The organism is Nocardia sp. NPDC056952 (genome assembly GCF_042674185.1).
Classification (GTDB): Bacteria; Actinomycetota; Actinomycetes; order Mycobacteriales; family Mycobacteriaceae; genus Nocardia.
On record NZ_JBHURA010000004.1, the window covers coordinates 238,492 to 263,220 of the forward strand.

Annotated in this window: 24 protein-coding genes and 4 tRNA genes; 11 read left to right on the plus strand and 17 right to left on the minus strand. The window is 67.1% G+C overall.

Annotated elements, in window-relative coordinates; all coding sequences use genetic code 11:
* Positions 1-131: 131 nt before the first annotated feature.
* The 5 genes from ACFTS5_RS17230 to ACFTS5_RS17250 all read right to left on the minus strand — a co-directional run bounded on the left by ACFTS5_RS17230 (position 132) and on the right by ACFTS5_RS17250 (position 3,403).
* Positions 132-437, minus strand: coding sequence for a DUF1416 domain-containing protein (locus tag ACFTS5_RS17230; protein WP_056818727.1), 306 nt, complete (start codon positions 435-437; stop codon positions 132-134).
* 5 nt (positions 438-442) lie between these two features.
* Complete coding sequence (locus ACFTS5_RS17235) at positions 443-1,276, minus strand: sulfurtransferase (RefSeq protein WP_056818725.1); 834 nt, start codon at positions 1,274-1,276, stop codon at positions 443-445.
* Between the two features lie 29 nt (positions 1,277-1,305).
* Positions 1,306-1,851 (minus strand): DUF4395 domain-containing protein, encoded by a 546-nt coding sequence (locus ACFTS5_RS17240; protein ID WP_378631806.1) that lies wholly within the window; start codon positions 1,849-1,851, stop codon positions 1,306-1,308.
* Between the two features lie 272 nt (positions 1,852-2,123).
* Entirely contained in the window at positions 2,124-2,558 is a 435-nt protein-coding gene (locus ACFTS5_RS17245; protein ID WP_378631809.1) for a thioredoxin family protein, read from the minus strand.
* The gene (locus ACFTS5_RS17250) at positions 2,555-3,403 is read right to left on the minus strand and encodes an LmeA family phospholipid-binding protein (protein WP_378631811.1); all 849 of its coding nucleotides are present in this window, start codon (positions 3,401-3,403) and stop codon (positions 2,555-2,557) included. Before ACFTS5_RS17250 ends, ACFTS5_RS17245 begins: the two co-directional genes overlap by 4 nt.
* Before the next feature lie 200 nt (positions 3,404-3,603).
* On the opposite strand from ACFTS5_RS17250, the gene ACFTS5_RS17255 reads away from it, so the two are divergent.
* From ACFTS5_RS17255 to pstB, 6 genes are all read left to right on the plus strand, one after another.
* On the plus strand, positions 3,604-4,368 hold the full coding sequence (locus tag ACFTS5_RS17255) for a response regulator transcription factor (protein ID WP_101464573.1): 765 nt from the start codon (positions 3,604-3,606) through the stop codon (positions 4,366-4,368).
* Positions 4,369-4,389: 21 nt separating this feature from the next.
* Positions 4,390-5,298: a mycothiol synthase gene (gene mshD / locus ACFTS5_RS17260; protein WP_378631814.1), complete on the plus strand. Its 909-nt coding sequence runs from the start codon at positions 4,390-4,392 to the stop codon at positions 5,296-5,298.
* Positions 5,299-5,594: 296 nt separating this feature from the next.
* Positions 5,595-6,710 carry a phosphate ABC transporter substrate-binding protein PstS gene (gene pstS / locus ACFTS5_RS17265; RefSeq protein WP_378631817.1) on the plus strand — a complete coding sequence of 372 codons (1,116 nt, stop codon included), beginning with the start codon at positions 5,595-5,597 and terminating at the stop codon, positions 6,708-6,710.
* 91 nt (positions 6,711-6,801) lie between these two features.
* A complete protein-coding gene (pstC, locus tag ACFTS5_RS17270) occupies positions 6,802-7,779 on the plus strand; it encodes a phosphate ABC transporter permease subunit PstC (protein WP_378631819.1) in 978 nt (325 codons plus the stop codon).
* Positions 7,779-8,684, plus strand: coding sequence for a phosphate ABC transporter permease PstA (pstA, locus tag ACFTS5_RS17275; protein WP_378631822.1), 906 nt, complete (start codon positions 7,779-7,781; stop codon positions 8,682-8,684). Before pstC ends, pstA begins: the two co-directional genes overlap by 1 nt.
* Positions 8,685-8,703: 19 nt before the next feature.
* On the plus strand, positions 8,704-9,480 hold the full coding sequence (gene pstB, locus ACFTS5_RS17280) for a phosphate ABC transporter ATP-binding protein PstB (protein ID WP_101464568.1): 777 nt from the start codon (positions 8,704-8,706) through the stop codon (positions 9,478-9,480).
* Positions 9,481-10,103: 623 nt separating this feature from the next.
* Here the strand turns inward: pstB and phoU are convergent.
* The 3 genes from phoU to dusB all read right to left on the minus strand — a co-directional run bounded on the left by phoU (position 10,104) and on the right by dusB (position 14,347).
* Positions 10,104-10,769: a phosphate signaling complex protein PhoU gene (gene phoU, locus ACFTS5_RS17285; RefSeq protein WP_378631826.1), complete on the minus strand. Its 666-nt coding sequence runs from the start codon at positions 10,767-10,769 to the stop codon at positions 10,104-10,106.
* A gap of 89 nt (positions 10,770-10,858) precedes the next feature.
* Positions 10,859-12,946, minus strand: a complete 2,088-nt coding sequence (locus ACFTS5_RS17290) for an LCP family protein (RefSeq protein ID WP_378631828.1) — start codon at positions 12,944-12,946, stop codon at positions 10,859-10,861.
* Between the two features lie 246 nt (positions 12,947-13,192).
* On the minus strand, positions 13,193-14,347 hold the full coding sequence (gene dusB, locus ACFTS5_RS17295; RefSeq protein ID WP_378631831.1) for a tRNA dihydrouridine synthase DusB: 1,155 nt from the start codon (positions 14,345-14,347) through the stop codon (positions 13,193-13,195).
* 204 nt (positions 14,348-14,551) lie between these two features.
* Here dusB and ACFTS5_RS17300 point away from each other — a divergent pair, with 204 nt between their 5' ends.
* Positions 14,552-15,121: a hypothetical protein gene (locus ACFTS5_RS17300; RefSeq protein WP_378631833.1), complete on the plus strand. Its 570-nt coding sequence runs from the start codon at positions 14,552-14,554 to the stop codon at positions 15,119-15,121.
* A 92-nt stretch (positions 15,122-15,213) separates the two neighbouring features.
* On the opposite strand, the gene ACFTS5_RS17305 is transcribed toward ACFTS5_RS17300, so the two are convergent.
* The 3 genes from ACFTS5_RS17305 to ACFTS5_RS17315 all read right to left on the minus strand — a co-directional run bounded on the left by ACFTS5_RS17305 (position 15,214) and on the right by ACFTS5_RS17315 (position 17,211).
* Positions 15,214-16,170 carry an acyl-ACP desaturase gene (locus tag ACFTS5_RS17305; protein ID WP_378631836.1) on the minus strand — a complete coding sequence of 319 codons (957 nt, stop codon included), beginning with the start codon at positions 16,168-16,170 and terminating at the stop codon, positions 15,214-15,216.
* 230 nt (positions 16,171-16,400) lie between these two features.
* On the minus strand, positions 16,401-16,997 hold the full coding sequence (locus ACFTS5_RS17310; RefSeq protein WP_378631838.1) for a DUF937 domain-containing protein: 597 nt from the start codon (positions 16,995-16,997) through the stop codon (positions 16,401-16,403).
* Positions 16,998-17,135: 138 nt separating this feature from the next.
* Positions 17,136-17,211 (minus strand) — tRNA-Lys (locus ACFTS5_RS17315).
* A 733-nt stretch (positions 17,212-17,944) separates the two neighbouring features.
* Here ACFTS5_RS17315 and ACFTS5_RS17320 point away from each other — a divergent pair.
* The 4 genes from ACFTS5_RS17320 (at position 17,945) to ACFTS5_RS17335 (ending at position 18,996) form a co-directional block, all read left to right on the plus strand.
* Positions 17,945-18,616 carry a TetR family transcriptional regulator gene (locus ACFTS5_RS17320; protein ID WP_378631841.1) on the plus strand — a complete coding sequence of 224 codons (672 nt, stop codon included), beginning with the start codon at positions 17,945-17,947 and terminating at the stop codon, positions 18,614-18,616.
* Positions 18,617-18,707: 91 nt separating this feature from the next.
* A tRNA-Glu gene (locus tag ACFTS5_RS17325) sits at positions 18,708-18,780 on the plus strand.
* Between the two features lie 38 nt (positions 18,781-18,818).
* Positions 18,819-18,892, plus strand: a tRNA-Asp gene (locus ACFTS5_RS17330).
* 30 nt (positions 18,893-18,922) lie between these two features.
* Positions 18,923-18,996, plus strand: a tRNA-Phe gene (locus ACFTS5_RS17335).
* A gap of 62 nt (positions 18,997-19,058) precedes the next feature.
* On the opposite strand, the gene ACFTS5_RS17340 is transcribed toward ACFTS5_RS17335, so the two are convergent.
* From ACFTS5_RS17340 to ACFTS5_RS17365, 6 genes are all read right to left on the minus strand, one after another.
* Complete coding sequence (locus ACFTS5_RS17340; RefSeq protein ID WP_378631844.1) at positions 19,059-19,748, minus strand: TetR/AcrR family transcriptional regulator; 690 nt, start codon at positions 19,746-19,748, stop codon at positions 19,059-19,061.
* A 7-nt stretch (positions 19,749-19,755) separates the two neighbouring features.
* A complete protein-coding gene (locus ACFTS5_RS17345; protein ID WP_378631847.1) occupies positions 19,756-20,742 on the minus strand; it encodes an NADPH:quinone oxidoreductase family protein in 987 nt (328 codons plus the stop codon).
* Between the two features lie 71 nt (positions 20,743-20,813).
* The gene (locus ACFTS5_RS17350) at positions 20,814-21,860 is read right to left on the minus strand and encodes a phosphotransferase family protein (RefSeq protein ID WP_378631849.1); all 1,047 of its coding nucleotides are present in this window, start codon (positions 21,858-21,860) and stop codon (positions 20,814-20,816) included.
* Positions 21,853-22,635, minus strand: a complete 783-nt coding sequence (locus tag ACFTS5_RS17355; RefSeq protein WP_378631852.1) for an SDR family oxidoreductase — start codon at positions 22,633-22,635, stop codon at positions 21,853-21,855. Before ACFTS5_RS17355 ends, ACFTS5_RS17350 begins: the two co-directional genes overlap by 8 nt.
* A 1-nt stretch (position 22,636) precedes the next feature.
* The gene (locus ACFTS5_RS17360) at positions 22,637-23,851 is read right to left on the minus strand and encodes an acyl-CoA dehydrogenase family protein (RefSeq protein WP_378631855.1); all 1,215 of its coding nucleotides are present in this window, start codon (positions 23,849-23,851) and stop codon (positions 22,637-22,639) included.
* Positions 23,852-23,866: 15 nt separating this feature from the next.
* Positions 23,867-24,688, minus strand: a complete 822-nt coding sequence (locus ACFTS5_RS17365) for an SDR family oxidoreductase (RefSeq protein ID WP_378631857.1) — start codon at positions 24,686-24,688, stop codon at positions 23,867-23,869.
* Positions 24,689-24,729: the final 41 nt, after the last annotated feature.

Here is a 24,729-nt window from a genome sequence, read left to right on the forward strand (position 1 = left end):
AGAATCGACACGGCGACAAGGAGTACCTCGAAGAAGATGACCACAATCGGAGTCTAGCCAGTCCTCGCAACAGATACGAAAACGGCCCTGGTAGTTCCCGCACAGGAACTACCAGGGCCGTTGTGAGCTTCTTACTTGGCGACCGCGACGTCGACGGCGTGAATGCCGGCGCCCTCGGGGCTGATCTCGGCGGAGCCGTTGCCCGACGAGCTCAGCGCGCGCAGGGTCCACGAACCCGGCGCGGCGAAGAAGCGGAAATCACCGGTGCCCGAGGCCACGACCTCGGCGGTGAAGTCACCGTTGCCGTCGAGCAGACGCACGAACGCGCCGCCGACGGGCTGGCCGTCGGTGCTCAGGACACGGCCGGTGATGACCGTTTCCTTCTCCACATCGACGCCGGCCGGAATGGCCTGTCCCTGGGTAGGTGCTGCACACATATTGATTACGCTCCCAACTCGATAGGCGCTCCGACGAGGGAACCGTATTCGGTCCAGCTGCCGTCGTAGTTCTTGACGTTCTGGTGGCCGAGCAGCTCCTGCAGCACGAACCAGGTGTGCGAGGAACGCTCGCCGATGCGGCAGTAGGCGATGGTCTCCTTCTCGCCGTCCAGGCCCGCGTCCTTGTACAGCTCGGCCAGGTCGGCGTCGCTGCGGAAGGTGCCGTCCTCGTTCGCGGCCTTGCTCCACGGCACGTTGATCGCGCCCGGGATGTGGCCGGGACGCTGGCTCTGCTCCTGCGGCAGGTGCGCGGGGGCGAGGATCTTGCCCGAGAACTCGTCGGGGCTGCGCACGTCGACCAGGTTCTTGGTGCCGATGGCCGCGATGACCTCGTCACGGAAGGCGCGGATGCTCAGGTCGGGAGCGGCGGCCTTGTACTGGGTGGCCGGGCGCGAGACCGCGTCACGCGAGAGCGGACGACCGTCGAGCTCCCACTTCTTACGGCCGCCGTCGAGCAGCTTGACGTCGTTGTGGCCGTACAGCTTGAAGTACCAGTAGGCGTAGGCCGCGAACCAGTTGTTGTTGCCGCCGTAGAGCACCACGGTGTCGTCGTTGCCGATGCCGCGCGCCGAGAGCAGGTCGGAGAACTGCTCCTGGTTCACGAAGTCGCGACGGACCTGATCCTGCAGGTCGGTCTTCCAGTCAAGGCGGATGGCGCCTTCGATGTGGCCACCCTCGTAGGCGGAGGTGTCCTCGTCGACCTCGACGAAGACGACGCCGGGGGCGTTGAGGTTCTCTTCGGCCCAGTCAACGGAGACCAGGACATCGGAGCGAGCCATGTTGTTCCTTTCAGAGACGTGCAAGGGGGTCAGTTCGGTGCCGGAGCGGCGGAGTTGGACTCAGGCCCGGAGGAGGCAGCTTGCGTAACCACGGAGGGCCGGCCAGTTCCGCCAATGTGTGGAGCTGACCGGCGGAAGCGAGCTACCAGCGGATAGATCTGGCAGCCCAGGCAGACCCCGAACGCCGCGTTCAAGAACGCCGCGAACAGGGCGAAGCCGGCGAACACCGCGCCGACGATCGAGGAGCCGAGCGCGAAGCCCAGCAGGGAGAGACCGGCGAACACGAAGCCGAGCGCTTGCGCGAAACGCAGCGGCGGCACGGGCTCGGTCTCGGTGGGCGGACCATTGCGCGGCGCGACGAACGCGGCGTAGATCCGGCCGTAAGGGTGCTTGGCGGGGCCACTGATCGCGCCGATCGCGAAGACGACGGCCTGCAGGCCGATCAGGATCGCGGCCGCGGCGGTCGAGAAGGCGCTGACGAGAAGCACGAGAACCAGCACGCCGGTGGTGATCCAGGCCACGAAACGCGGCCCGCGGACATCGACGCGAGGGGGAGATTCAGAGGAACGGGTCATTGTGCGAACTCCTGGGCTTGTGTAAGTCAGGGGGATCTGCCTGGTCACCGGGGGATCTAGAGGATCACTCGCACGGCGGGCATAGATCGACGTCAGAAATCTCGGGAGAGAAAAAGCCGATCGTTCAGCAGCACAGGCAGCAACAACCACCGAGGCGACACAGATCAACTGTGCGGCGTCGGGTGAGCATCAGCTCGTGGTCGGTTTGCACGAGAAGTAGTTTACCCGGTCATACCGGAGAATGTCTCGGCCCCCCTGGATATGGGGCTAGATCACACCGTCAGGGGCTCGAGGGCGGTGCGAAGGTCGCCCGCCTTGGGGACGCCGGAGATGCGGAAGCGCTCCTTGCCCTCGGCGTCGAAGACGAAGGTCGTCGGCAGCGAGAGGACATTGAGCTCGCGGGCCAGCGCGGGATCGGCGTCGATGTCGATCTCGATGTCGCGCGGGGCATTCGGGGACTCCGACAGGTCGGCGGTGACGCCGGCGACGACCCGGCGGACCGCGTCACACGGGCCGCACCAGTCGGCGGAGAAGTGCAGCACCGCGGGGGCCGCACCGGTCACGCCGGCGGCGTCGAGCAGGCGGGCGCGCTGCTGGGTCTCGGGGTCGAGGGTGGCGGGACGAACCTGTCCCTGCCTGCGCGACAGGTAGAAACCGACCGCGACGGCGGCCGCGATGACGGCGGCCAGGATGACGATCTCGATCATGGTTGCTGCAATCGGTCCAGGTCGATGGTGACGTTGCGGCCGACACCCTCGACAACGATCTGGCCGCCGAGCGCCGACACCTCGGTCGGTGCGACACCGAACGGCAACTCCTTGATATCGATCGTACGGCTGAAGCGGGCGAGCACCGCGGCGTGATCGGTCTCGGGGATCTTCGAATCGGTCTTGACCGCGGCGGTGGTGTCGACCGTGCTGGTGGTGTCGGTGTAGAAACCGGTCGCCTGGATACGGACCTTGTCGCCCTCGAGCAGCAGGTCGGCCTGGATCTGCACCGGCACGCGGGTCGCGGAACTGGACGGGGTGACACCGGCGGGCAGGACGCGGCCGTTCGCCGCGGTCGGCAGGGTGCCCTTGAGGACGAGGACGCCCGCGGTGGTCATTCCCGACCCGCCGGAGCCGCCCGTGCCGTCGGACTTGTCGGCCGGCGGGGTGTGGACCTGCAGGTCCGGGATGCCGAAGAGTTTGCCGAGCTCGGTGGGCTCGAAACGCATCAACGCGTCGATCCGGTCGACCTGCGCCGTGCGCGCCGCACCGTCGAGCAACTCGCTGGCCGTGGCGTGCAAGCCCTGCAGCTTGGCCTCGATGCCGACCTCGCCGGGGATGTCGGGCCGCACGGCGCGGGCACGGATCGTCACGTCGTCGTAGCGGCCGCTCATCGCCTGGGCGGCGAACGGGAATCCGTGGAACGTGACTTCCGGGTCGGCGGACAGATCCGCGCCCGCCCGCAGTTGACGGGAGACGTGGTACTCCGAATAGGCGGCGGCGCCGAAATCGATGACCACCGCCAAACCGGCCAGGCAGAGAAGCCCGATGATCAGCTTGCGCATGCTCTGACACTAGCGGCTGGCGCCGGGGGTCGCGGGCCCCTGGTCCCACCGAGGCGAGGGCGAAGAACACAAAACGGACGCCGTGTTGCGAGGTAGTGGCTGTAGAGGCGCTAATGTTGCACACGACTTAACCTGTGTTTCGGCGACGTAGCTACGCGGCTGCTGTCGTCCGCGGAGCAACGAGATAGGAGGAGAGCCCCATGGAGCTGCTCCTACTGACCTCCGACCCCAACCCCGACGCGGTCCTGCCGTCGTTGACGCTGCTGGCGCACAACGTCCGGCCCGCGCCGACCGAGGTGTCGTCCTTGCTGGAGGCGAGTAGCGCCGATGTCGCGCTGGTCGATGCCAGAACCGACCTGGCCGCCGCGCGCGGCCTGTGCCGGCTGCTGGGCAGCACCGGGTCCTCTGTTCCGGTGGTTGCGGTCCTGACCGAGGGCGGCCTGGTGGCCGTCAACGCGGATTGGGGCCTGGACGACATCCTGCTGCCCGGGACCGGCCCCGCCGAGCTCGACGCGCGCCTGCGGCTGCTGGTCGGCCGCAACGGTGGGGTCGCCAGCCCGGAGAACACCGGCAAGATCACCCTGGGTGAGCTGGTGATCGACGAGGGCACCTACACCGCGCGCCTGCGTGGCCGCCCGCTCGACCTCACCTACAAGGAATTCGAGCTGCTCAAGTACCTCGCGCAGCACGCGGGCCGGGTGTTCACCCGCGCCCAGCTGCTGCAGGAGGTCTGGGGCTACGACTTCTTCGGTGGTACCCGCACCGTCGACGTGCACGTGCGGCGCCTGCGCGCCAAGCTCGGCACCGAGTACGAGTCGCTGATCGGGACCGTGCGCAACGTAGGCTACAAGGCGGTGCGCCCGGCCCGGACGGCCACGGCCAAGGGGGAACCCGCGGTGACCTTCGTCGACGAGGACATCGACGGCGACGACTCCTTCGCCCCGCTCAACGGCACCGCGCAGTAGCAGCGCACCGAGGAGATGGCGATGCCGGACACAGCAACCCTCACCTGGACCGATCGGATCGAGCCCGACACCGCGAACAAGGTGCGCGCACTGCTCGACCGCGCGGCTGCCGCCGACGGTGTCGCCCCGGTCTCGGAGCAGGCGGTGCTGTCCCTCGGCGAAGCCGATCCGTCGACCCGGCATCTGCTGGCGATCCGCGCGGGCGAGGTGGTGGGCTACGCGAATCTCGTTGCGGCACATGGCGAACATCCCGCGATGGCCGAGGTCGCCGTCGACCCCGCCGCACGTGGCGCCGGCATCGGCGCCGACCTGGTCCGTGCCGCACTGGCCGAGGGTGGCACGGGCGCCAGGGTCTGGGCGCACGGTGACCTGCCCGCCGCCACAGCGCTGGCGACCGGACTCGGACTGGTCACGGCTCGCGAGCTGTGGCAGATGCGCCGCTCGCTGGCAACCCCGGAGCTACCGGAACTCGAGCTTCCGCGAGATCTCATCCTGCGCACCTACGCGGGCCCCGTCGACGACCTCGAGATCCTGCGGGTGAACAACGCGGCATTCGCCTGGCACCCCGAACAGGGCGGCTGGACCGAGCGCGATATCGCCGCTCGTCGGGCCGAGTCCTGGTTCGAACCGGCTGGTCTGTTCCTGGCGTTCGACGCCGCGGACCCGAACCGCCTGCTCGGTTTCCACTGGACCAAACAGCACCCGGACGCCGCTCCCGCCGGTGAGGTGTACGTGGTCGGGGTCGACCCGTCCGCGCAGGGGCGTGGCCTGGGCAGACTGCTCACCCTGGCCGGTCTGCGACACCTGCGCGCGGCCGGCTCCACGGAGGTCCTGCTCTACACCGAGGCCGACAACACCGCCGCCGTGAACACCTACACCAAGCTCGGATTCGCGCCCGCCCACATCGACATCGCGTACTCCCTGCCCTGATGCGAGTCACCTCACATCCGAGGTGAATTCTGGTGCGCGAGGAGAATATTGCGCGGATGACCGGGTAAGCGCGAGTAAAACTGGGGCTAACGTCACATTCGCGGCATTGATCGCGCCGGGCTGTTCATTCTCCGTTAACCCACATCGGGCCAACTGTCAACCGGACGACCTTAGGTTACTTCTGGGCGGCACAGTCGTCGCCTGGTGCGCGCATTCCTCGGGGATAGCGAGCACCAGCCAGCCTCGCTCGGGCCGGTGAGGGACCGAGTGAGACACCCAGCATTGTCGGAGGAAAAGTGAACTTCAAGCGCACCAGTGCCCTGGTCGGCGTCTTCGCCGTGGGCGCCATGACCCTGGCCGCCTGTGGCAGTGACGACAACACCACCAGTGGCGATGCCAGCAATGCCGCCAACACCAGCGTTGCCTGTGGTGGCAAGAAGGCGCTCAAGGCGTCCGGTGCCTCCTCGCAGAAGAACGCCATGGAGCGTTTCGTCGCGGCCTACGAGAACAACTGCGACGGCTACACCCTGAACTACACCTCGAGTGGCTCGGGCGCCGGCGTCAACGAGTTCCTCGGCGCCCAGACCGATTTCGGTGGCTCCGACTCGGCGCTGAGCTCCAAGAAGGAAGAGCCGGCCAAGGCCGCGGAGCGTTGTGGCGCTCCCGCGTGGAACCTGCCGACCGTCTTCGGCCCGATCGCCATCACCTACAACGTCGACGGCGTCACCGACCTGGTGCTCGACGGCCCGACCGCCGCCAAGGTGTTCAACGGCTCCGTCGCCACCTGGGATGCCCCCGAGATCAAGGCGCTCAACCCCAACGCCAAGCTCCCCTCGGAGAAGATCGCCGTGATCTTCCGCTCCGACGAGTCGGGCACCACCGACAACTTCCAGCTCTACCTCGACGCGGCCTCCGACGGCGCGTGGGGCAAGGGCGGCGGCAAGACCTTCAACGGTGGCGTCGGCGAAGGCGCCAAGGGCAACGAGGGCACCTCGGCCGCCATCAAGAGCACCAAGAACTCGATCACCTACAACGAGTGGTCCTTCGCCAAGGCGCAGAACCTGTCCATCTCGCAGATCGTCACGTCCGCGAGCAAGGACCCGGTCAAGCTGTCGGCCGAGTCGGCCGCCAAGGCCATCGACGGCGTGAAGATCAAGGGTGAGGGCAACGACCTCGTCCTCGACACCAGCTCGTTCTACAAGCCGACCGCCGCCGGCTCGTACCCGATCGTCATGGCCACCTACGAGATCGTGTGCTCCAAGTACGCCGACGCCGAGACCAGCAAGGCCGTCAAGGCCTTCCTGACCTCGGCCGTCACCAACGGCCAGTCCGGTCTGACCGAGGCGGGCTACGTGCCGCTGCCCGACGCGTTCAAGACCAAGCTGACCACCGCGATCAACGCCATTTCCTGATCGCATCCTGGCCATGACCATGCACCCTGAGGTGACCGCAGTGGGCTCGTCGAATTCGACGAGCCCACGGGCGGCCGGAGATACTGCGAATATGCCGACCGAACCGAAAATCGACAAGGCCCCTGACGGGGGTCGTACCGGCCGCCTGAACGCCGAGACGATCTTCCGGTGGACGGCCACCGCGGCCGGCGCGACGATCGTCGCCGCCATCGCGTTGATCGCGCTGTTCCTGCTGATCCGCGCGGTTCCCTCGATCAGGGCTGACGAGGTCAACTTCTTCACCAGTACCGAATTCTCGACCGGCGACGCGAACAACCTGCGCTTCGGTATCCGCGACCTGTTCATGGTCACGGTGCTGAGCTCGGTGTTCGCGCTCGTCGTCGCGGTGCCGATCGGTGTCGGTATCGCGCTGTTCCTGACGCATTACGCGCCGTCGCGGCTGGGTAAGCCGCTCACGATGCTGGTCGACCTGCTCGCCGCGGTGCCGTCCATCGTGTTCGGTCTGTGGGGCTTCCTGGTGCTGGCACCCAAGATCGTGCCGGTCCAGGAATTCCTGAACGAGAACCTCGGCTGGTTCTTCCTGTTCTCCCACACCGAAGGCGGAATCTCGATCAGCGGTGGCGGCACGATCTTCACCGCCGGCGTCGTGCTCGCTGTCATGATCCTGCCGATCATCACCTCGGTGTCTCGTGAAGTGTTCTCGCTGACTCCGCGTGCACACATCGAGGCAGCGCAGGCGCTCGGCGCGACCAAGTGGGAAGTCGTTCGCATGACTGTCCTGCCGTACGGCCGCAGCGGTGTGATCGCCGGTTCCATGCTCGGCCTCGGCCGTGCGCTCGGCGAGACGATCGCCGTCCTCGTCGTGCTGCGGACGGCTTCGGTGCCCGGCACCTGGTCGCTGTTCGACGGCGGCTACACCTTCGCCTCCAAGATCGCCTCGGCTGCTTCTGAATTCAGCGCCCCGCTGCCGACCGGCGCCTATATCGCCGCAGGCTTCGTCCTCTTCGCGCTGACCTTCGTCGTCAACGCACTGGCCCGCCTGGCCTCCGGTGGAAAGGTGAACGGCTGATGACCACCACAACGACCCTCGACAAGCCGGTAAAGGCTCGGACCTTTCGTGAGGTCAGTACCGCCCGGCGGATCAAGAACAACGTCGCCACCGGCCTGGTCACGCTGTGCTTCGTCATCGCGCTGATCCCGCTGGTGTGGGTGCTCGGCCTGGTGGTCACCAAGGGCATCACCGCGATCGCGTCCGCTGACTGGTGGATGAACTCGCAGAAGGGCATCCTGCCGGATCAGACCGGCGGCGGCGTCTACCACGCGATCTACGGCACGATTGTGCAGTCGCTGGTCGCCTCTGTCATCGCGGTGCCGCTGGGCATCATGGCCGCGGTGTACCTCGTCGAATACGGTCGCGGTCGGCTCGCCAAGGTGACGACGTTCATGGTCGACATCCTGGCCGGTGTGCCCTCGATCGTCGCCGCGCTGTTCATCTTCGCGCTCTGGATCGCCACTTTCGGCATGCCGCAGAGCTCCTTCGCCGTCTCGCTGGCGCTGGTGCTGCTGATGCTGCCGGTGGTGGTGCGCAGCACCGAGGAAATGTTGAAGCTGGTGCCCGACGAGCTGCGCGAGGCTTCCTACGCGCTCGGTGTGCCGAAGTGGAAGACCATCCTGCGGATCGTCGTCCCCACGGCGGCGCCCGGCATGATCTCCGGCATCCTGCTCGCCGTGGCCCGCGTCATGGGTGAGACCGCGCCGGTGCTCGTGCTGGTCGGCTACAGCAAGTCGATCAACCAGAACATCTTCGACGGCAACATGGCCTCGCTGCCGCTGTTGATCTACCAAGAGCTGGCCAACCCGGAGGCTGCCGGCCGCGAACGCGTCTGGGGTGCGGCGTTCACGCTGATCCTCATGATCGCCCTGCTGTACCTGGCTGCCGCCGGCGTCAACAAGCTGCTCACCCGGAACCGATAGAAGCGAACGGAATACTCAGATGGCCAAGCGGATCGACGTCAAAGATCTCAACATCTATTACGGCAGCTTCCACGCCGTGGCGAATGTGGAACTGACCGTGCTGCCGCGCAGCGTCACCGCCTTCATCGGTCCCTCCGGCTGTGGCAAGTCCACCGTGCTGCGCTCGCTCAACCGCATGCACGAGGTGACCCCGAACGCCCGCGTCGAAGGTGCCGTGCTGCTCGACGGCGAGGACATCTACAGCTCCTCGATCGACCCGGTCGGCGTGCGTCGCACCATCGGCATGGTGTTCCAGCGCCCGAACCCGTTCCCCACCATGTCGATTCGCGACAATGTGGTGGCCGGGCTCAAGCTGCAGGGCGTGCGCAACAAGAAGGAACTCGACGAGGTCGCCGAGCGCTCGCTCAAGGGCGCCAACCTCTGGAACGAGGTCAAGGACCGCCTCGACAAGCCCGGTGGCAGTCTCTCCGGTGGTCAGCAGCAGCGTCTGTGCATCGCCCGCGCCATCGCGGTCTCGCCCGACGTCCTGCTGATGGACGAGCCGTGTTCGGCCCTGGACCCGATCTCCACCCTGGCGATCGAGGACCTGATCACCGAGCTCAAGAAAGAGTTCACGATCGTCATCGTCACCCACAACATGCAGCAGGCCGCCCGGGTGAGCGACCAGACCGGTTTCTTCAATCTCGAGGCCCAGGGCAAGCCCGGCAAGCTGATCGAGATCGACGACACCGAGAAGATCTTCTCCAACCCCACCCAGCGCGCCACCGAGGACTACATCTCCGGCCGCTTCGGTTAAAGAGCACAGGCAAAGCCCCGCACTCCTTTCAGAAGGAGTGCGGGGCTTTGCTGTGCAACTCAACGGGAGTCCACGCAAAACGCTCGACCGGGAAACCTCGGCCGAGCGTTTTGCGTGATCTAGCTACCGCCTGTTATCAGCGGTGTTGCGACGATCCCAGAGTGTGAATGCCTATCAGGCAATGATCCATCCGTACGCGCCCTGGCCGTATGAATAGCACAACCACTTCGTCCCGCCCTCGTACTGAACGTCGCCGACGTGGTACGCATCGCAAGGCGCTGTCGGCGCGGCCGCAGCTTGCGGGGCAAGCAACGTCGCGGTCAAGATCGTGGCGGCACCGAGCAGTGCACCAGAAAGCAATCGTATTGCCATCGCGAATCCTCTTCCATTTCAATAGATCCCCACAGAGGTTGCGCTGTTTCCAACCCCCCTTGTTACGTAGCCTACCGAACCGTGTTGGCGGAAACAATGGCTGTCGATAATCGAAATGACCAGGGCGGCAGCAGAATCCGGCCAAAAAGGGTCGACTACCTGCACGGTTTTGCCCGACGCGTTCGAGCGATTTTCGTTGTGCGGCCGACACGAAAAAGCCCCCGCGGTGGGCGGGGGCTGACTCGCGGTTCTCAGCTGGTCTCGACATCCTCGTCGCCGGGCAGGACGCCCGTTACCAGGAAGATCACGCGACGGCCGATCTCCACGGCGTGGTCGGCGAAGCGCTCGTAGTAGCGGCCCAGCAGGGTGACGTCCACCGCGGCGGCCACGCCGTACTTCCAGTCCCGGTCCATCAGGAGGGTGAACAGGTGGCGGTGGAGGTCGTCCATCGCTTCGTCGTCCTGGTTGAGCTGGGCGGCGCGCTCGGGGTCGCGGGACTCGAGTACCTCTTTGGCGCCCGCGCCCATGTTGACCGCGATGCGGCCCATCTCGGCGAAGTAGCCGTTGACCGACTCGGGCAGGGCGTGAGCGGGGTGGCGGCGGCGGGTCACCTTGGCGACGTGCAGCGCGAGCGCGCCCATCCGGTTGACGTCGCCCACGATCTGGATCGCGCTGACGACCTGGCGCAGGTCGCCCGCGACGGGGGCCTGCAGTGCGAGCAGCGCGAAGGCCTTCTCCTCGGCCTCGGTGATCATCACCGAGATCCGATCCTGCTCACCGATGACCTGCTCGGCCAGACCCAGGTCGGCCTGCAGCAGTGACTGGGTGGCCTGTTCCATGGCCTGGCCAGCGAGACCGGCCATCTCACCAAGGAGGTTGGCGAGGTCGGCCATTTGCTCGTTGTAGATGACACGCATGATTGCAGACCCTAGTGGGTACCCGGACCCCTGTCACCCAACGCTGGGTTAATGCCACGTGGCAGTGTCGTGGCAGGTCAGCGGCTGCCTTACTTGCAGGTGTCGTCGGCGGCGTTCATGTGCTCCAGGTCGGAGGGCAGTGCGACCGGGGCCGCGCTGTGCGGCTGCCCCATCGGCACGGACGGCAGTTCGGTGCCGACCGGTGTCGCCGTGCGGACCGTGCCCGCGAAATCGGTGCCGACCACCACTTCGATGATGCTGCCCAGCTCGTTGGCCTGCTCCAGGACCGCGCCCGGGATCGCGCTCGCCACGGTGGCGGCCTCGGCTTCCAGACCCGCGGCGTAGCGGATCGTCGAGGTCGACGCGGTACCACCGGAGTAGTTGCCGGTGTTGTAGATCCCGAAGCCCTGGTAGCTGAGCTTGGAGGCGACCGTCTTGGCCGCGCCCACCGTGCCCGAACCGTTGGACACCAGCAGCGACATCGTGCTCGGGGCCACCGCGTACTGCTTGGGCGCGGCAGGGGCCGGCGACGGGGCCGAACTCTGTACCTCGGGGGCCTTGGTCTCACCGGGCAGCGGCTGGTCGTCGATGACGGCGCGGAAGATGGCCTTGATGTCGGATTCGCGCGGAATCTCGTTGCCGTAGGAGGTGGTGCCCGCCGTCGGGATGGTCAGGAACGTCACCGCGCCCGCGTCCATCTTCTGCAGGGAACGGCCGAGCAGCAGCAGGTCCTGGGGCGTCACCTTGTCGACGAAGGTGTGGGCGGTGAACGCCTGGATGAACCCGTTGAGCTTGCCCGGATCGAAGAGCACCTTGCTCGACAACGCCCCACGTAACAGCGACGCGAGGAAGCGCTGCTGGCGGTTGATCCGGTCGTAGTCGCTGCGTTCCTCACCGACCACGTGCCTGGCGCGCACATAGTTGAGCGCGGTCTCACCGTTGACCCGCTGCTTGCCCGAGGTCTCTAGCACCGGGCCGAGGACGCCGTCGATGATCGGCTTGGTCGAGCACACCTCGACGCCACCGATCTGATCGACCATGGCCTCGAAACCGGCGAAGTCGATGCCGATGAAGTGGCCGATGGTCAGGCCCGACATCTTGCGAATCACGTCGACCAGGCACTTGGGCCCGCCGCGGGCGTAGACGGCATTGAGCTTGTCGCTCATGGCCGACGGGAGTTTCTGGTCGGTATAGGTGGCCGTGTCGTTGTCCCATTCCGAGCACACCGGACGGGAGACGTCCAGGTCGCGCGGGAACGACACGACCACCACACGCGAACGGTTCTTCGGGATGTGCACCAGCATCGCCGTGTCGGCGCGGGCGCCCTCGGTGTCGGCGGCGGAGCCCGCGCCCATGTCGGCGTTGACGCCAGCTCTGGTGTCGGTGCCGACGATGAGGTAATTCTCGTCGCCCAGTTGCATATCACCGTCGAGCACGTCGCCGGTGGCGCCGCCGCCGAGTGCGTCGACCTGGGTGAAGCTGCTGTTGGTGGCTTGGAGGTAGCTCCAGCCGCCGCCGGTGATCACCAGCGTGAGCACCGCGACGAACGTGAGCGTGACGCGCCCCGCCATCCGGGCCTGCTTGTTCCGGCGCTCTCCTGTGCCCGCACGGCCGTCCGGGCGACGTGGCGGTGCCGCGGACGCGGATTTGACCGGCCGGGCGCGCTCGGGCTCGGCGGCGGGGTTCACCGTGGGCAGGATGTCGGTGGGCGGATCGACCGGACCGCCCACCCGCCGGGCCGGGACGGCGGTGCGTACCGGCTCCTTCGACTGGGCGGGCAGCGCGGTGGTCGCGGTGCGGTCGGCGGGGGATTCGGCTCGGTGGGGTGGGTTGCCCGCGATGTCGTCGACGACGGGGGAGCCGTCGGTGCGGGGGGCGATGTCGGGACGTGGGGTGGGGCGCGGCGCCTGTTCGCGGGCGCGGCGGCCCGCGCGCGACGCGGGCTCGGCGCTCTCGGCGGGCGGAACGCGTCTGCCGCGCCTGGTTCGTTCGCTGTCGACCCGGTTCACCAGGTCGGCCACCGTCAGCGGCGCGGAACCGGCGTCCGGCGTCGCGTCGGCGTGACGCGAACGTCGCGAGCCGTTTTCCGGTTGCTCGGTGGGTTCGGCCGTCGGGTATCGCTCCCAGGGGGCGCGATTTCCGGGCCGGGGCGTACGCCCGCGCCGATCGTCACCCACCAACGAACCTCACTTCTCTATCTGGCGCAGCCTGCGCGTCACCGCCCGGCTCCGATTCGAACCAGAGTCGAACGATCCCGCAATGATAACGATTCCGCCACGAGAGGCCACTCCAGTGCACACGGGAATCGCTGACGATTTGATTGCGAAGCTCGAATCGCCGACGAAAAGCCCTGCTCGAGACAGTGTGTTCGGAGGAAACCGCAGCGGCTTACGAATTGATGTCGACCCGTTATCGGTGGCTGGTCAGCCGCCGCTGTGCATCACATCGGCCGCGGCCGGGACGGTGTCGTCCTCCGGGTCGTCGAGCCAGCCCTCCGGAAGCACCACCTTGGTCTGCGGCGAGCCCTGCCGTCCGCGCGGCCCGAGCGCGTCGGTGGGGAACGGCACGGCCGGGTCGAGCTGCCCGACCAGGTCCTCGATCTGCGACAGCTTCGACACGGTGGCGAAGCTGCGCCGCAGCTGCGAGCCGACCGGGAAACCCATCAGGTACCAGGCCATGTGCTTGCGGATATCGCGCATGGCCTTGTCCTCACCGTCGTGCTCGGTGAGCAGGGTGGCGTGGCGCACCAGGATCTCTCCGACCCGGCCGAGCGTCGGCCCCTCCGGGATCGGTTCGCCGCGCAGGGCCGCGCTGAGTTCGGCGAACAGCCATGGCCGGCCGAGGCAGCCGCGGCCGACGACCACGCCGTCGCAGCCGGTCTCGTTCATCATCCGCAGGGCGTCGTCGGCGGTGAAGATGTCGCCGTTGCCGAGGACCGGGATGGAGGTGACGGTTTCCTTGAGCCGGGCGATGGCCGACCAGTCGGCCGCGCCCGAGTAGAGCTGGGCCGCGGTGCGCGCGTGCAGCGCCACGGCGGCGGCGCCCTCGGCCTCGGCGATGCGGCCGGTGTCGAGGTAGGTGTGGTGGTCGTCGTCGATGCCGATGCGGAACTTGAAGGTCACCGGAACGCCGGCCGGTTCGGCCGCGGCCACCATCTCACGGACGATATTGGCGAACAGCCTGCGTTTGTACGGCAGCGCCGAACCGCCGCCGAGCTTGGTCACCTTGCGGACGGGGCAGCCCAGGTTGAGGTCGATGTGGTCGGCCCAGCCCTCGCCGACGATGATCCGCACGGCCTCGCCGAGCGTCTTGGGATCCACCCCGTAGAGCTGCATCGAGCGCGGATGTTCGTCGGCGTCGAACGACATCATGTGCAGCGTCTTCTCGTTGCGCTCGACCACCGCGCGGGCGGTGATCATCTCGCACACGTAGATCGAGGTCGCGCTACCGAACTCCCGGCACAGCCTGCGGAAGGCACGGTTGGTGATGCCCGCCATCGGCGCGAGCACAACCGGCGGATCGACCGGGTAGGGCCCGATCCGCAGCGCGGTGGGCGCCTGGGGCAGCGTGGTAGTCACGCACACGATTGTCTCATCCGCCCCGATGTGATCGATCTCGCGTCCTGCTGCTTATCCGCGGGTCATCGCCGCCACTGCGACCGAGATGACACCGTTTACCTGCTACGCCGTGTCCGGAACAGGTCCGCGACGTCAGTAGCCTTACTCTGCTGGCATCGTCGCCTCCGGCGGTGCGCTGTCCCCACGTAATCGGAGAAGACCCCCATGGAAGACGCCACCGACCTGACGAAAACCCCTGCCACGCCCGACAAGGGCACGGTCGCCGTGCGCGTCTCGTCGCTGGTGGGCGGTGCCGTGATCGCCGTCCTCGCGATTCTCGCGCTGGTGCTCGGCGTGCTGCTCGGCTCGGCCCGTTCCGAGATCTCCGACATGAAGGAGCAGGCCGCCGACGACGCGAAGGCCGAACAGATCGCCCTCGACTACTCGGTCGGCTCGGCGACCCTGAACTACCAGGACGTCAACGCCTGGGTCGCCAAGCTCAAGGCCGGAACGTCGCCCGAGCTGTCGAAGAAGTTCGATGCCACCGGCGCGAAGCTCGAGCAGATCATCATCCCGCTGAAGTGGACCTCCACCGCCACGCCGATCACCGCCAAGGTGCTCTCGCACGAGGGCGAGGTCTACAAGGTCGCGGCGTTCGTGGACGTGAGCACCATCAACGCGCAGAATCCCGACGGCCTGCGCAACACGGTCACCTACAACATCACCGTCGACGCGGGCCAGGACTGGAAGATCACCGACGTCGGCAGCGCCGACGGCGCCCTCCCGATGAAATAGTTCGCGAACCTGGATCGCCGGACATCGGTAGACATCCACACAAAAAGCGCTGCGCACCTTGATGATCAAGGTGCGCAGCGCTTTGTTGAAACCTAAACTGCGACCATTTCGCGGCGCTTGGCTTCGCGAGCGAGCATCTTGTCGCGCTGCTCCTCGAACTTCAGCACGTCCTGGCCCAGCTTGTCCAGGAAGCCCGCCAGCCGCTCACGGGTGGCCTCGCCACGCGCGGTGAAGTCGGTGCGGTCGAAGACGTTCCACTTCTTGAGCACCGGCTGCACGACCTCTTCGAGGTGCTGACGCAGGTCGTAGATGCCGTGCTTGGCCATCAGCACGCCGTTGCGGCGGAAGTTCGGCATGCCCGCGCCGGGCATCTGGAAGTTCTCGACGATCATCGAGATGGCCTCGATGGTCTGGTCGGGGCTCAGGTCCATCGCCGCGCCGCAGAGGTTGCGGTAGAAGATCATGTGCAGGTTCTCGTCGGCGGCGACGCGCTGCAGCATGCGGTCGGCGATCGGGTCGTCACAGACCTTGCCGGTGTTGCGGTGGCTCACGCGGGTGGCCAGTTCCTGGAAGGTCACGTAGGCGACCGAGTGCAGGAAGCCCGCGTCGACCTCGGCGGGGGAGGCGAAGCCGTTGGTCATGTGGATCATCCGGGCCTCTTCGAGGGCGACCGGGTCCACGCCGCGGGTGACAACCAGGTAATCGCGCATCACGATGCCGTGCCGGTTCTCCTCGGCGGTCCAGCGACCCACCCAGGTGCCCCAGGCGCCGTCCTGGGAGAAGTTCTCGGCGATCTCACGGTGGTAGGACGGCAGATTGTCCTCGGTGAGCAGGTTGGTGATCATGGCCGCCTTGGCGACCTCGCTGAGCTTGGACTGCTCAGGATCCCAGTCGATGCCGCCCATGGCGGCGAAGTTGCGGCCCTCGTCCCACGGGACATAGTCGTGGGGGTGCCACTCCTTGGCCAGCGACATGTGCCGGTTGACGTTTTCCTCGGCAACCGGCTCCAACTCCGTGAGCAGTTCGAGTTGAGTCAGATCCCTTGCCATGTAAAAACCCTTCGCTGTCGTGCTTGCGGTCGAACGTCGCGATGCGGCCATACCTTACGGCACCGTAGGTGTGATGCGAAACGCAACAGAGCGGTTTTCCGACGATGTTGAGCAACGCCACAACTCGTCAGTAGATCCGATGGTCGTGCTGACGAGTCTAGGTGCTCGGCCCGCAGCATAGGGACTATCGCTGCGGGCCTCGCGACGTTAACTACAGGTAGATGAACATCTCAGCGCTTGCCGCCGAGCAGGCCGCCGAGCACGCTGCCCAGCGCACCTCCCGCGTTCTTCGACAGGGCGTCGCCGATCATTCCGCCGAGCCCGCCGGTGTTGCTGCTGCCGCCGAGCAGGCCGCCCAGCAGATCGCCGAGACCGCCGCCGGAGGCCTGCGTCTGCTGCGGTGCCGGTGCTGCGGCGCCGCCACCGCCGGTGAGCTGTTTGGCCAGGTAGGCGAGCACGATCGGGGCGAGAATCGGCAGCAGCTTGCCGATGAGGTCGTTGCCGCCGGTTCCGCCGCCCGCGCCGAGCGCGCTGATGACGGTGTTCTTCTCGTCACCGAAGACGTTGTCGACGATCTTCTCGCCGTCGCCGACGTCCACCTGCTGCAGATTCACCGCGCCTGCGCCCTCGACGAGGCCGCCGTGGTTGTCGAGCGCGCCGAGCAGTGCGGCCGCGCCCTGCGGCTGGGCGGCGTTGGCCTGGAGGCCGCCGAGCAGCGTCGGCAGCGCGGCCTGCACGGCCGTGGTGGCGGTCGCCTGGTCGACGCCGAGCTGGTCGGCGATCTGGGCGATGGGTACTTGGGAGAGCAAATCGTCGAAGGAAGTCATCTCACTCCGCCTGAGGTAGTGGGCGCCCGGAAGCCCGGGTCGCGCTCAGGGTAGGTGAATCCGCGCACGAAACCCCTGGTTTCGGCGGCGTCTGCGGGTTGGCGCGTCGCCACGTGACGATGGTCACGGTAGTAGTCGTGGTGCCCCCTGTAGGACTCGAACCTACGACCTAGTGATTAAAAGTCACCAGCTCTACCAACTGAGCTAAAGGGGCGCGCAGCGGAGTCTAGCGGACGCTGTGCCGAAGGACCGAACAGTGGTCCCCGGGTCGAGTCGCGGGCGGCTGATCGCCGCTGGTGGCGGCCGGTAACAACGTGGACGTGGGCGACGATTCCCGGTAAACACCCGGTGCCCCAGCGGTGTTCGCGTTACGGGTTGCGTATGGTCATCGAATACTGTTGTATCGCAACATCTTTCGACAAGCAGGGGTGCAGCAGCGATGGAGAGGTCCAAGGTGGGCGCCGGTCTCGCGACCGTTCGGCGAACGTCGGCGGTGCCGGCGCGGTGGTCAACCGGGCTGCGCGCCTATGGAATTCGTACCCGAAGTAATCATTCCGGTTGCGCTTCGTTTGCTGGTTTGGATAACCGGATCGGATGTTCGGATGGGTACTCCAATCGCCGCGTGTCGACTCGCGAATACGGGTACGGTGATCGCCTGGTGAATTTCGAAACAATCACCGGTGCCGCGTTTTCCGTGGCTCCGGTGCAGGGTGTGGCGTTTCGGGAATTCACCGGCAGATCGCAGGCCGAGGTGATCGCGATGGGTGCGCGAACTCCCGGCAAAGGGGTAGTCGTTACCGCAGGAGGAGGCGGTTCTCACTGGTGGCGGGGCCGCTGTGCGAGGCACCGCGGGTCTTTCATACCGAAAGTTTGAATTAAAACCACAATTCGCACCAACGGTCTGTATTCGACCGTCGGCGTCGAGAAGGTTCGGAGGCGTTTCGAGCATGGCACGGCAGCAAGAGCGGGCGCGCCGGACACGCGCGGCGATAATCAAGTCCGCGGCCGTCGAGTTCGGGAAGAGCGGATATGCCGCGGCATCGCTCAACCGCATTCTGGAAGGTTCGCGCGCCACCAAGGGCGCGATGTACTTCCACTTCGACTCCAAGGAAGACCTGGCGCGCGCGGTCCTCGAGACCGCGGTCGAGCGGTACCGGACCTGCGCGGAGCGCTGGCTCGCGCGCGCCGACCTGGGTCCGCTCGACGTGCTGCACGGCATGGTCGACGAGATCGCCCTTCGCCTGGAGCACGACACCATCGTGCAAGCCGAGTACCGCCTCGTGATCGAACCCGACTTCCATCGCGACACCGGCAACGGCGGCGGGCGCATCGTCGGCCGCGCCACCCGCGTGCTCGCGGTCCGCGCCATCGACGACGGCCAGCTGCGCGCCGACGCCGACCCCGACCGCTTCACCCGGACCCTGTCCGCGGCGCTGGCAGGCCAGCGCTATCTGGTCGACCCGATCTCCAACGGCTCCGCCGCCGACCTGCGCGCCCGCTTCGCCGAGGTGCTGGAGGTTATCGTGGAGGCGATGGCCACCCCGCTGTGGATCCAGAACTTCCGCACCGAGGGCTGGCGGGAGCAAGCACGCCTGGATGACCTCGGTTTGGGCGCCTGACCAGGCGATTTGGAACTCTGCGCACACCTGTCATAAGCTATGCGAGCTCCCAACGGAAACGTTGAAGCCGCCCCGGAGAGATTCGGAACGAGCCCCCTTCGTCTAGCGGCCTAGGACGCCGCCCTTTCAAGGCGGTAGCGCGGGTTCGAATCCCGTAGGGGGTACAGTCTTCAGACTGTGTCTAGCAGTACTGCAGAAGCATGGCCCTGTAGCGCAGTTGGTTAGCGCGCCGCCCTGTCACGGCGGAGGTCGCGGGTTCGAGTCCCGTCAGGGTCGCACGTAGTACCAGAGCAATCCGGTACTTCCGGCCAGGTAGCTCAGTTGGTACGAGCGACCGCCTGAAAAGCGGTAGGTCGCCGGTTCGATCCCGGCTCTGGCCACCTTCGATCCCCTCACCAGACAACTCGGTGAGGGGATTTTTTCGTTCGACCGCGCCGGTCGGTCAGTTCTTCAGCGGCATCCGCAGCGCGTTCGCCCAGAGCCGGGTCACCGTGAAGACGAGCTCCTCGATCGGGAGCGGCTTGCCGTCGAGGAGCCCGTCGCCGGTGACGAAATAGTTGAAGGCCAGCCTGCTGACCATCCCCGACAGCGCCCGTGAGGACAGCATCGGGTCCAGTTCGGGATCGGCGAGACCGCGCTGCTGGAGATCGGCGATGCTGCGGGCATTGCGGCGGATGAACGCGTCGGCCCGTTCCTGGCGGAGCTTGCTGAACTCGGGATCGATATTGGCGACCTGTTCGAGCAGTCCCATCAACTTCGCGTTGCGCTTGTAGGCCTCGAAGTACGCCAGATTGCTGGCCTCGATGATCGACACGGGATCGTCGTCACCCGTCACGTGCTCCATCCCGGGGTGCATCATGTCTTCCTGGGCGTGCTCCAGGATCGCCGCGAAGATCTCCTCTTTCCCGGCGAAATAGGTGTAGAAGGTGCCCGAGGAGCATTTGGCCTCCTGGGTGATGTCCACGAGCCGGGCATCGAGATACCCCATGCGCTCGAACACCTTCCGTCCCGCGTCGATCAGCGCTGTCCTGGTTCGCAGCCCCCGCGGCGTGGCGGGCAGCTCGCGCAGCAGCGAGGTGCGCGCCATCGAGGGTGGCGCGCTGTCGCCTGCGGTCTCCGCACGTCGTTCCATGCCCTATTTATAGCCGGGGGTGGAAGACGAGCCTGCCGACGGTGTCGCCGTCGCCGAGGCGGCCGAGGCCGTCGGGGACGTCGCCGAGCGAAAGGCGTTCGCTGATCAGTGGTCTCACCTCACCCGCCGCGGCCAGCCGCGACAGCTCGGCGTGGCAGTCGGCGATCGCCTGCTGGTTGTACTGCTTGTAGAGCCCCCAGTGCAGGCCGATGATCGAGTAGTTCTTGATCAGCGCGTGGTTGAGCGCGGGCTGGGGGATCGTGCCGCCCGCGAAGCCGATCACCAGGATGCGACCCTCGAAGGCGATGCATTTGGTGGACTTGGCGTAGGCGTCGCCGCCGACCGGGTCATAGATCACGTCGGCGCCACGGCCGCCGGTGAACTCCTTGACGATCGGCACGAAATCCTCTGTGCGCCGATCGATCACGAGGTCGGCGCCGAGGCGGCGGCAGTAGTCGGCCTTGTCCGGCCCGCCGACGACACCGATCACCCGCGCGCCCGCCGCCTTGCCCAGCTGCACGGCGGAACTGCCCACGCCACCCGCGGCGGCGTGCACCAGCAGCGTCTCGCCGGGTTGCACCCGAGTGCGCCGGTGCAGGGCGAACCAGCTCGTCTGATAACCGATGACCAGTGCGGCGGCCTCGGCGTCGTCGAGGGAGTCCGGTGCGGGAAACGCGCTGTCGGCATCGAGCACGGCCAGCTCGGCGAACGCGCCACCGGGCAGGTTCGTGGTGCCGACGATCCGGTCACCGACCGCGAAATCGGCGCCGTCGCCGACCGCCACCACCTCACCGCACAGTTCGACGCCGGGCGTGAACGGCAGCGGCGGCTTGACCTGGTACTGCCCACGACACAGCAGCACGTCGGGGAAGTTGGCCGGCGCCGCGAGGACACGCACGAGCACCTGCCCCGGTCCGGCGACCGGATCGTCGATGTCGTTGAACTGCAGCACATCCCGTGGTTCGCCGAGTTCGGTTACCTGCCATGCTTTCATCGCCGATCAGTCCTTCGGTCCGTCGGCGACGAAGACGACCTGGCCGGCGACGGTCTCGATAGCCGTGCGTGTCATGTCTGCTCCTGTCCGGATGTGTTCGTGAGGTCGAGTGCCTTGTGCACGATCGCGTCGATGCGTTCGACGGTCGGGGTGCCCGCAGCGGCCCTGTTCTGCGGCGTGTCCCGCGCTCGGCGCAGCACGCCCTCGGCGATGACGGCGAGTTTCCACAGCCCGAAGGCGTGCCAGTAGCGCAGGGCGGCCGGGTCGCGCCCGGTCAGCGCGAGGTAGGCCGCCGACATCTGCGCGCGGTTCGGGAAACCGGGCAGCGCCGACGCGGGAAAGTCGCCGCCGGTGTTCTCGCCCGGTTCGGTCCAGTAGGCGAGCAGGCTGCCCATGTCGGCCAGCGGATCGCCGAGGGTGGACAGTTCCCAGTCCAGCGCGGCCACGACTTCGCCGGTGTCGTGGCTGGTGATCACGTTGCGCAGGTGGAAGTCGCCGTGCACGAGGGTCACCTCCCGCTGCTCCGGGATGTCGGCGGTCAGCCTGCGGGTGAGCTCGTCGAGCTCCGGCAGCTCCCGGGTCTTGGATTGCTCCCATTGCCCGCCCCACCGTTTGAGCTGGCGGGCGGCGTAGGGCTTGTGACTCGCCAGATCGGCGAGGCCGACGGCGGTCAGGTCGACCGCGTGGATCTTCGCCAGCGTGCGCGGCAGTGATTCGGCGATGGCCCGGCGACGCTGGGGGGTCAGCGATTCCACGATCGCCATGGTGTCGACCACCTGCCCGTCGACGAATTCCATCAGCACCATCGGTACCTCCGACACCGCCGGATCGTCGACGACACCGAGAATCCGCGGCACCGGGACATCGGTGGATTCGAGCGCCGCCATGATCCTGGCCTCGCGCACCACATCGTGCGCGGAGGCGAGCAGGTGCCCCAGCGGCGGCCTGCGCAGCACCCAGCGGCGGTCCGCGTCGTCGCGCACCAGGTAGGTCAGGTTCGATTGGCCCAGGCCGATCCGGTCGAAACGCAGTGGCGCGGTGTGCTCGACGCCGATCGCGGCGAACCATCGTCCGATGGCGACCGGGTCGACGCCGACCACCTCGTGCGCGTCAGGCACCGACCGAGGCTCCGCTGCGGAACGGGGCGACGTCGCCGAGCCGCTGGCCGCCGTCGATCACCATGGTTTCGCCGGTGATCCAGCTCGCCGCGTCGGAGACCAGGAAGGCCACCGCGGCGGCGACGTCGTCGGGCTCGCCGATCCGGTCCAGCGCGGTCGAGGCCGCGAGCTCCTGTTCCTGCTCCTGCCACAGCGCTTCGGCCAGCTTGGTCCGCACCACGCCCGGCGCGATCGCGTTGACGCGCACCTTCGGCGACAGTTCCATCGCCAACTGCTTGGTCAGGTGGATCAGCGCCGCCTTGGACGCGTTGTACAGCCCGATGTTCGGCTCGAGACTCAGGCCGCCGATCGAGGTGGTGTTGACCACGGCGCCGCCGTGCTCGCCCATCCACGCGCGGGTGACCAGCTGCGTCCACAGCACGGGAGCCCACAGATTCACGTCGAAGATCTTCGCGAAGCGGGCGTGATCCTGGTCGATCGTCGGGCCGAACGCCGGGTTGGTGCCCGCGTTGTTGACCAGGATGTCGACGCTGCCGAACCGTTCGATGGTCAGCTCGACGCAGCGCCGCGCGGCGTCTTCGTCCACGACGTGCGCGCCGACGCCGATCGCGGTGCCGACGATCTGTGCCGCGGCCGCGTCAGCGGATTCCTGTGTGCGCGCGGTCAACACGACGTTCGCGCCCGCGGTGGCCAGCGCCTGGGCGATCGCCAGTCCGATGCCCCGTGAGGCGCCGGTGACGATGGCGGTGCGGCCGGTGAGATCCAGTCCGGTCATATCAGTTGCTCTCCTTGTACTTGCGCAGTTCCTGCCGTGCGATGGCACGCTTGTGGACTTCGTCGGGGCCGTCGGCGAGCCGGAGAGTGCGCAGGTGCGCCCACGCGGCCGCGAGCGGGAAGTCGTCGGTGACACCGCCGGCGCCGTGTACCTGAATGGCTCGGTCGACGACCTTCAGCGCGATGTTCGGCGCGGCCACCTTGATGGCGGCGATCTCGGTGCGCGCGGCCTTGTTGCCGACGGTGTCCATCAGATGCGCGGCCTTGAGCGTGAGCAGCCGGATCATCTCGATCTCGATGCGCGACTCGGCGATCCAGTCCTGGATGTTGGCGTTGTCGGCGATGGGCGTGCCGAAGGTGACCCGCGCCTGCGCGCGCTTGCACATCATCTCCAGCGCGCGTTCGGCCATCCCGATGCTGCGCATGCAGTGGTGGATGCGGCCGGGTCCGAGCCGGGCCTGGCTGATCGCGAAACCCTCGCCCTCGCCTTTGAGCACGTCGGTGGCGGGCACGCGCACGTCGGCGAAGTCGATCTCGGCGTGGCCTTCGCGTTCCTGGTAGCCGAAGACCGGCAGCCCGCGCAGGATCGTGACGCCCGGCGCGTCGATCGGGACCACCATCATGGTCTGCTGACGGTGCGGCGCCGCGGTGGGATCGGTCTTGCCCATCACGATCATCACTCGACAGTTCTTGTGCAAGGCGTTGGTGGCGAACCACTTTCGGCCGTTGAGCAGGTAGTCGTCGCCGTCGCGCACCATCGACAGTTCGATATTGGTGGCGTCGGAGCTGGCCACCCGCGGTTCGGTCATCGCGAACGCCGACGCCATGGTGCCGTCGAGCAGCGGCTTCAGGTACTTCTCTTTGTGCTCCTCGGTGCCGAACAGCTCGAGCACTTCCATGTTGCCGGTGTCGGGGGCGTTGCAGTTGCAGGCCTCGGCGGCGAGGTGGCTGCGGCCCATGATCTCGGCCAGCGGCGCGTACTCGAGGTTGGTGAGGCCGGGGCCGCGCCCGGGGTGCGGGTGGAAGAGGTTCCACAGGCCGCGCCGCTTGGCCTCGGCTTTGAGCTCTTCGAGGACGGGCGGCTGGAAATGGGGGTCGCCGGATTCGCGCATCTGCGTCTCGTAGACGGCCTCAGCCGGGTAGACGTGCGCGTCCATGAAGTCGAGCAGGTCTTCGGAATACTTCTTCGCGCGATCGCTCAGATCGAACAGTGACATGGCTTTGTCTCTCGCTCAGTGGGTTTCGGCCAGCAGCGACGACTGGTAGCGACGCATGCCGCGTAGCCAGCGGTCGTAGTCGGCGCCTTTGTGGCGGTACATGTCCAGCACCTGTGGGTGCGGCAGGATCAGGAAGTCCTCGGCGTCGACGGCCGCGAGCACGATGTCGGCCACGTCGGCGGGTTCGAGGACATCGCCCGCCGCGACGACGGCCCGGGTCGCCGTGGCGCCGAGCTCCTCGCCCGAATTCTGGCCCGCGTACAGCAGTTTCGTGTTGACACCCATCGGGCACAGGCAACTGACGCGCACGCCCTGGTCGCCGTAGGTGACACTGAGCCACTCGGCGAACCCGACCGCGGCGTGCTTGCTCACCGAGTAGGTGGCCGAACCGATCTGGGTGAGCAGTCCCGCCGCCGACGCGGTGCTGACGAAATAGCCCGCACCGCGTTCGACCCACTCGGGCACCAGCAGCCGCGCGGCACGGATGTGGGCGCGCAGGTTCACGTCCAGCGAGCGGTCCCACTCGTCGTCGGTGACGTCGAGTCCGGCGGCGCCGACGATGCCCGCGTTGGCGAAGTACAGATCGACGGGCCCGAAGTGCTGCTGCGCCACCGCGATCAGACCGCGGATCTCCTCGGTGACAGCGGCGTCGGCGCCGACGCCGACGGTAGTGCCGGGGTGATCGGCGTTGATCCGCTCCGCCACCGCCAGCGCGGCGGGCTCGTCGAGGTCGGCCACCACTACCTTCGCGCCCGCCGCGGCCAGTGCGGCGGCCAGCGCGGCGCCGATGCCCGCGCCGCCACCGGTCACGATGGCCACTTTGTCGGTAACTCTCATGAGAATCCTTCCGTTCGATCAGTGGCTGCTCGGTGAATCCG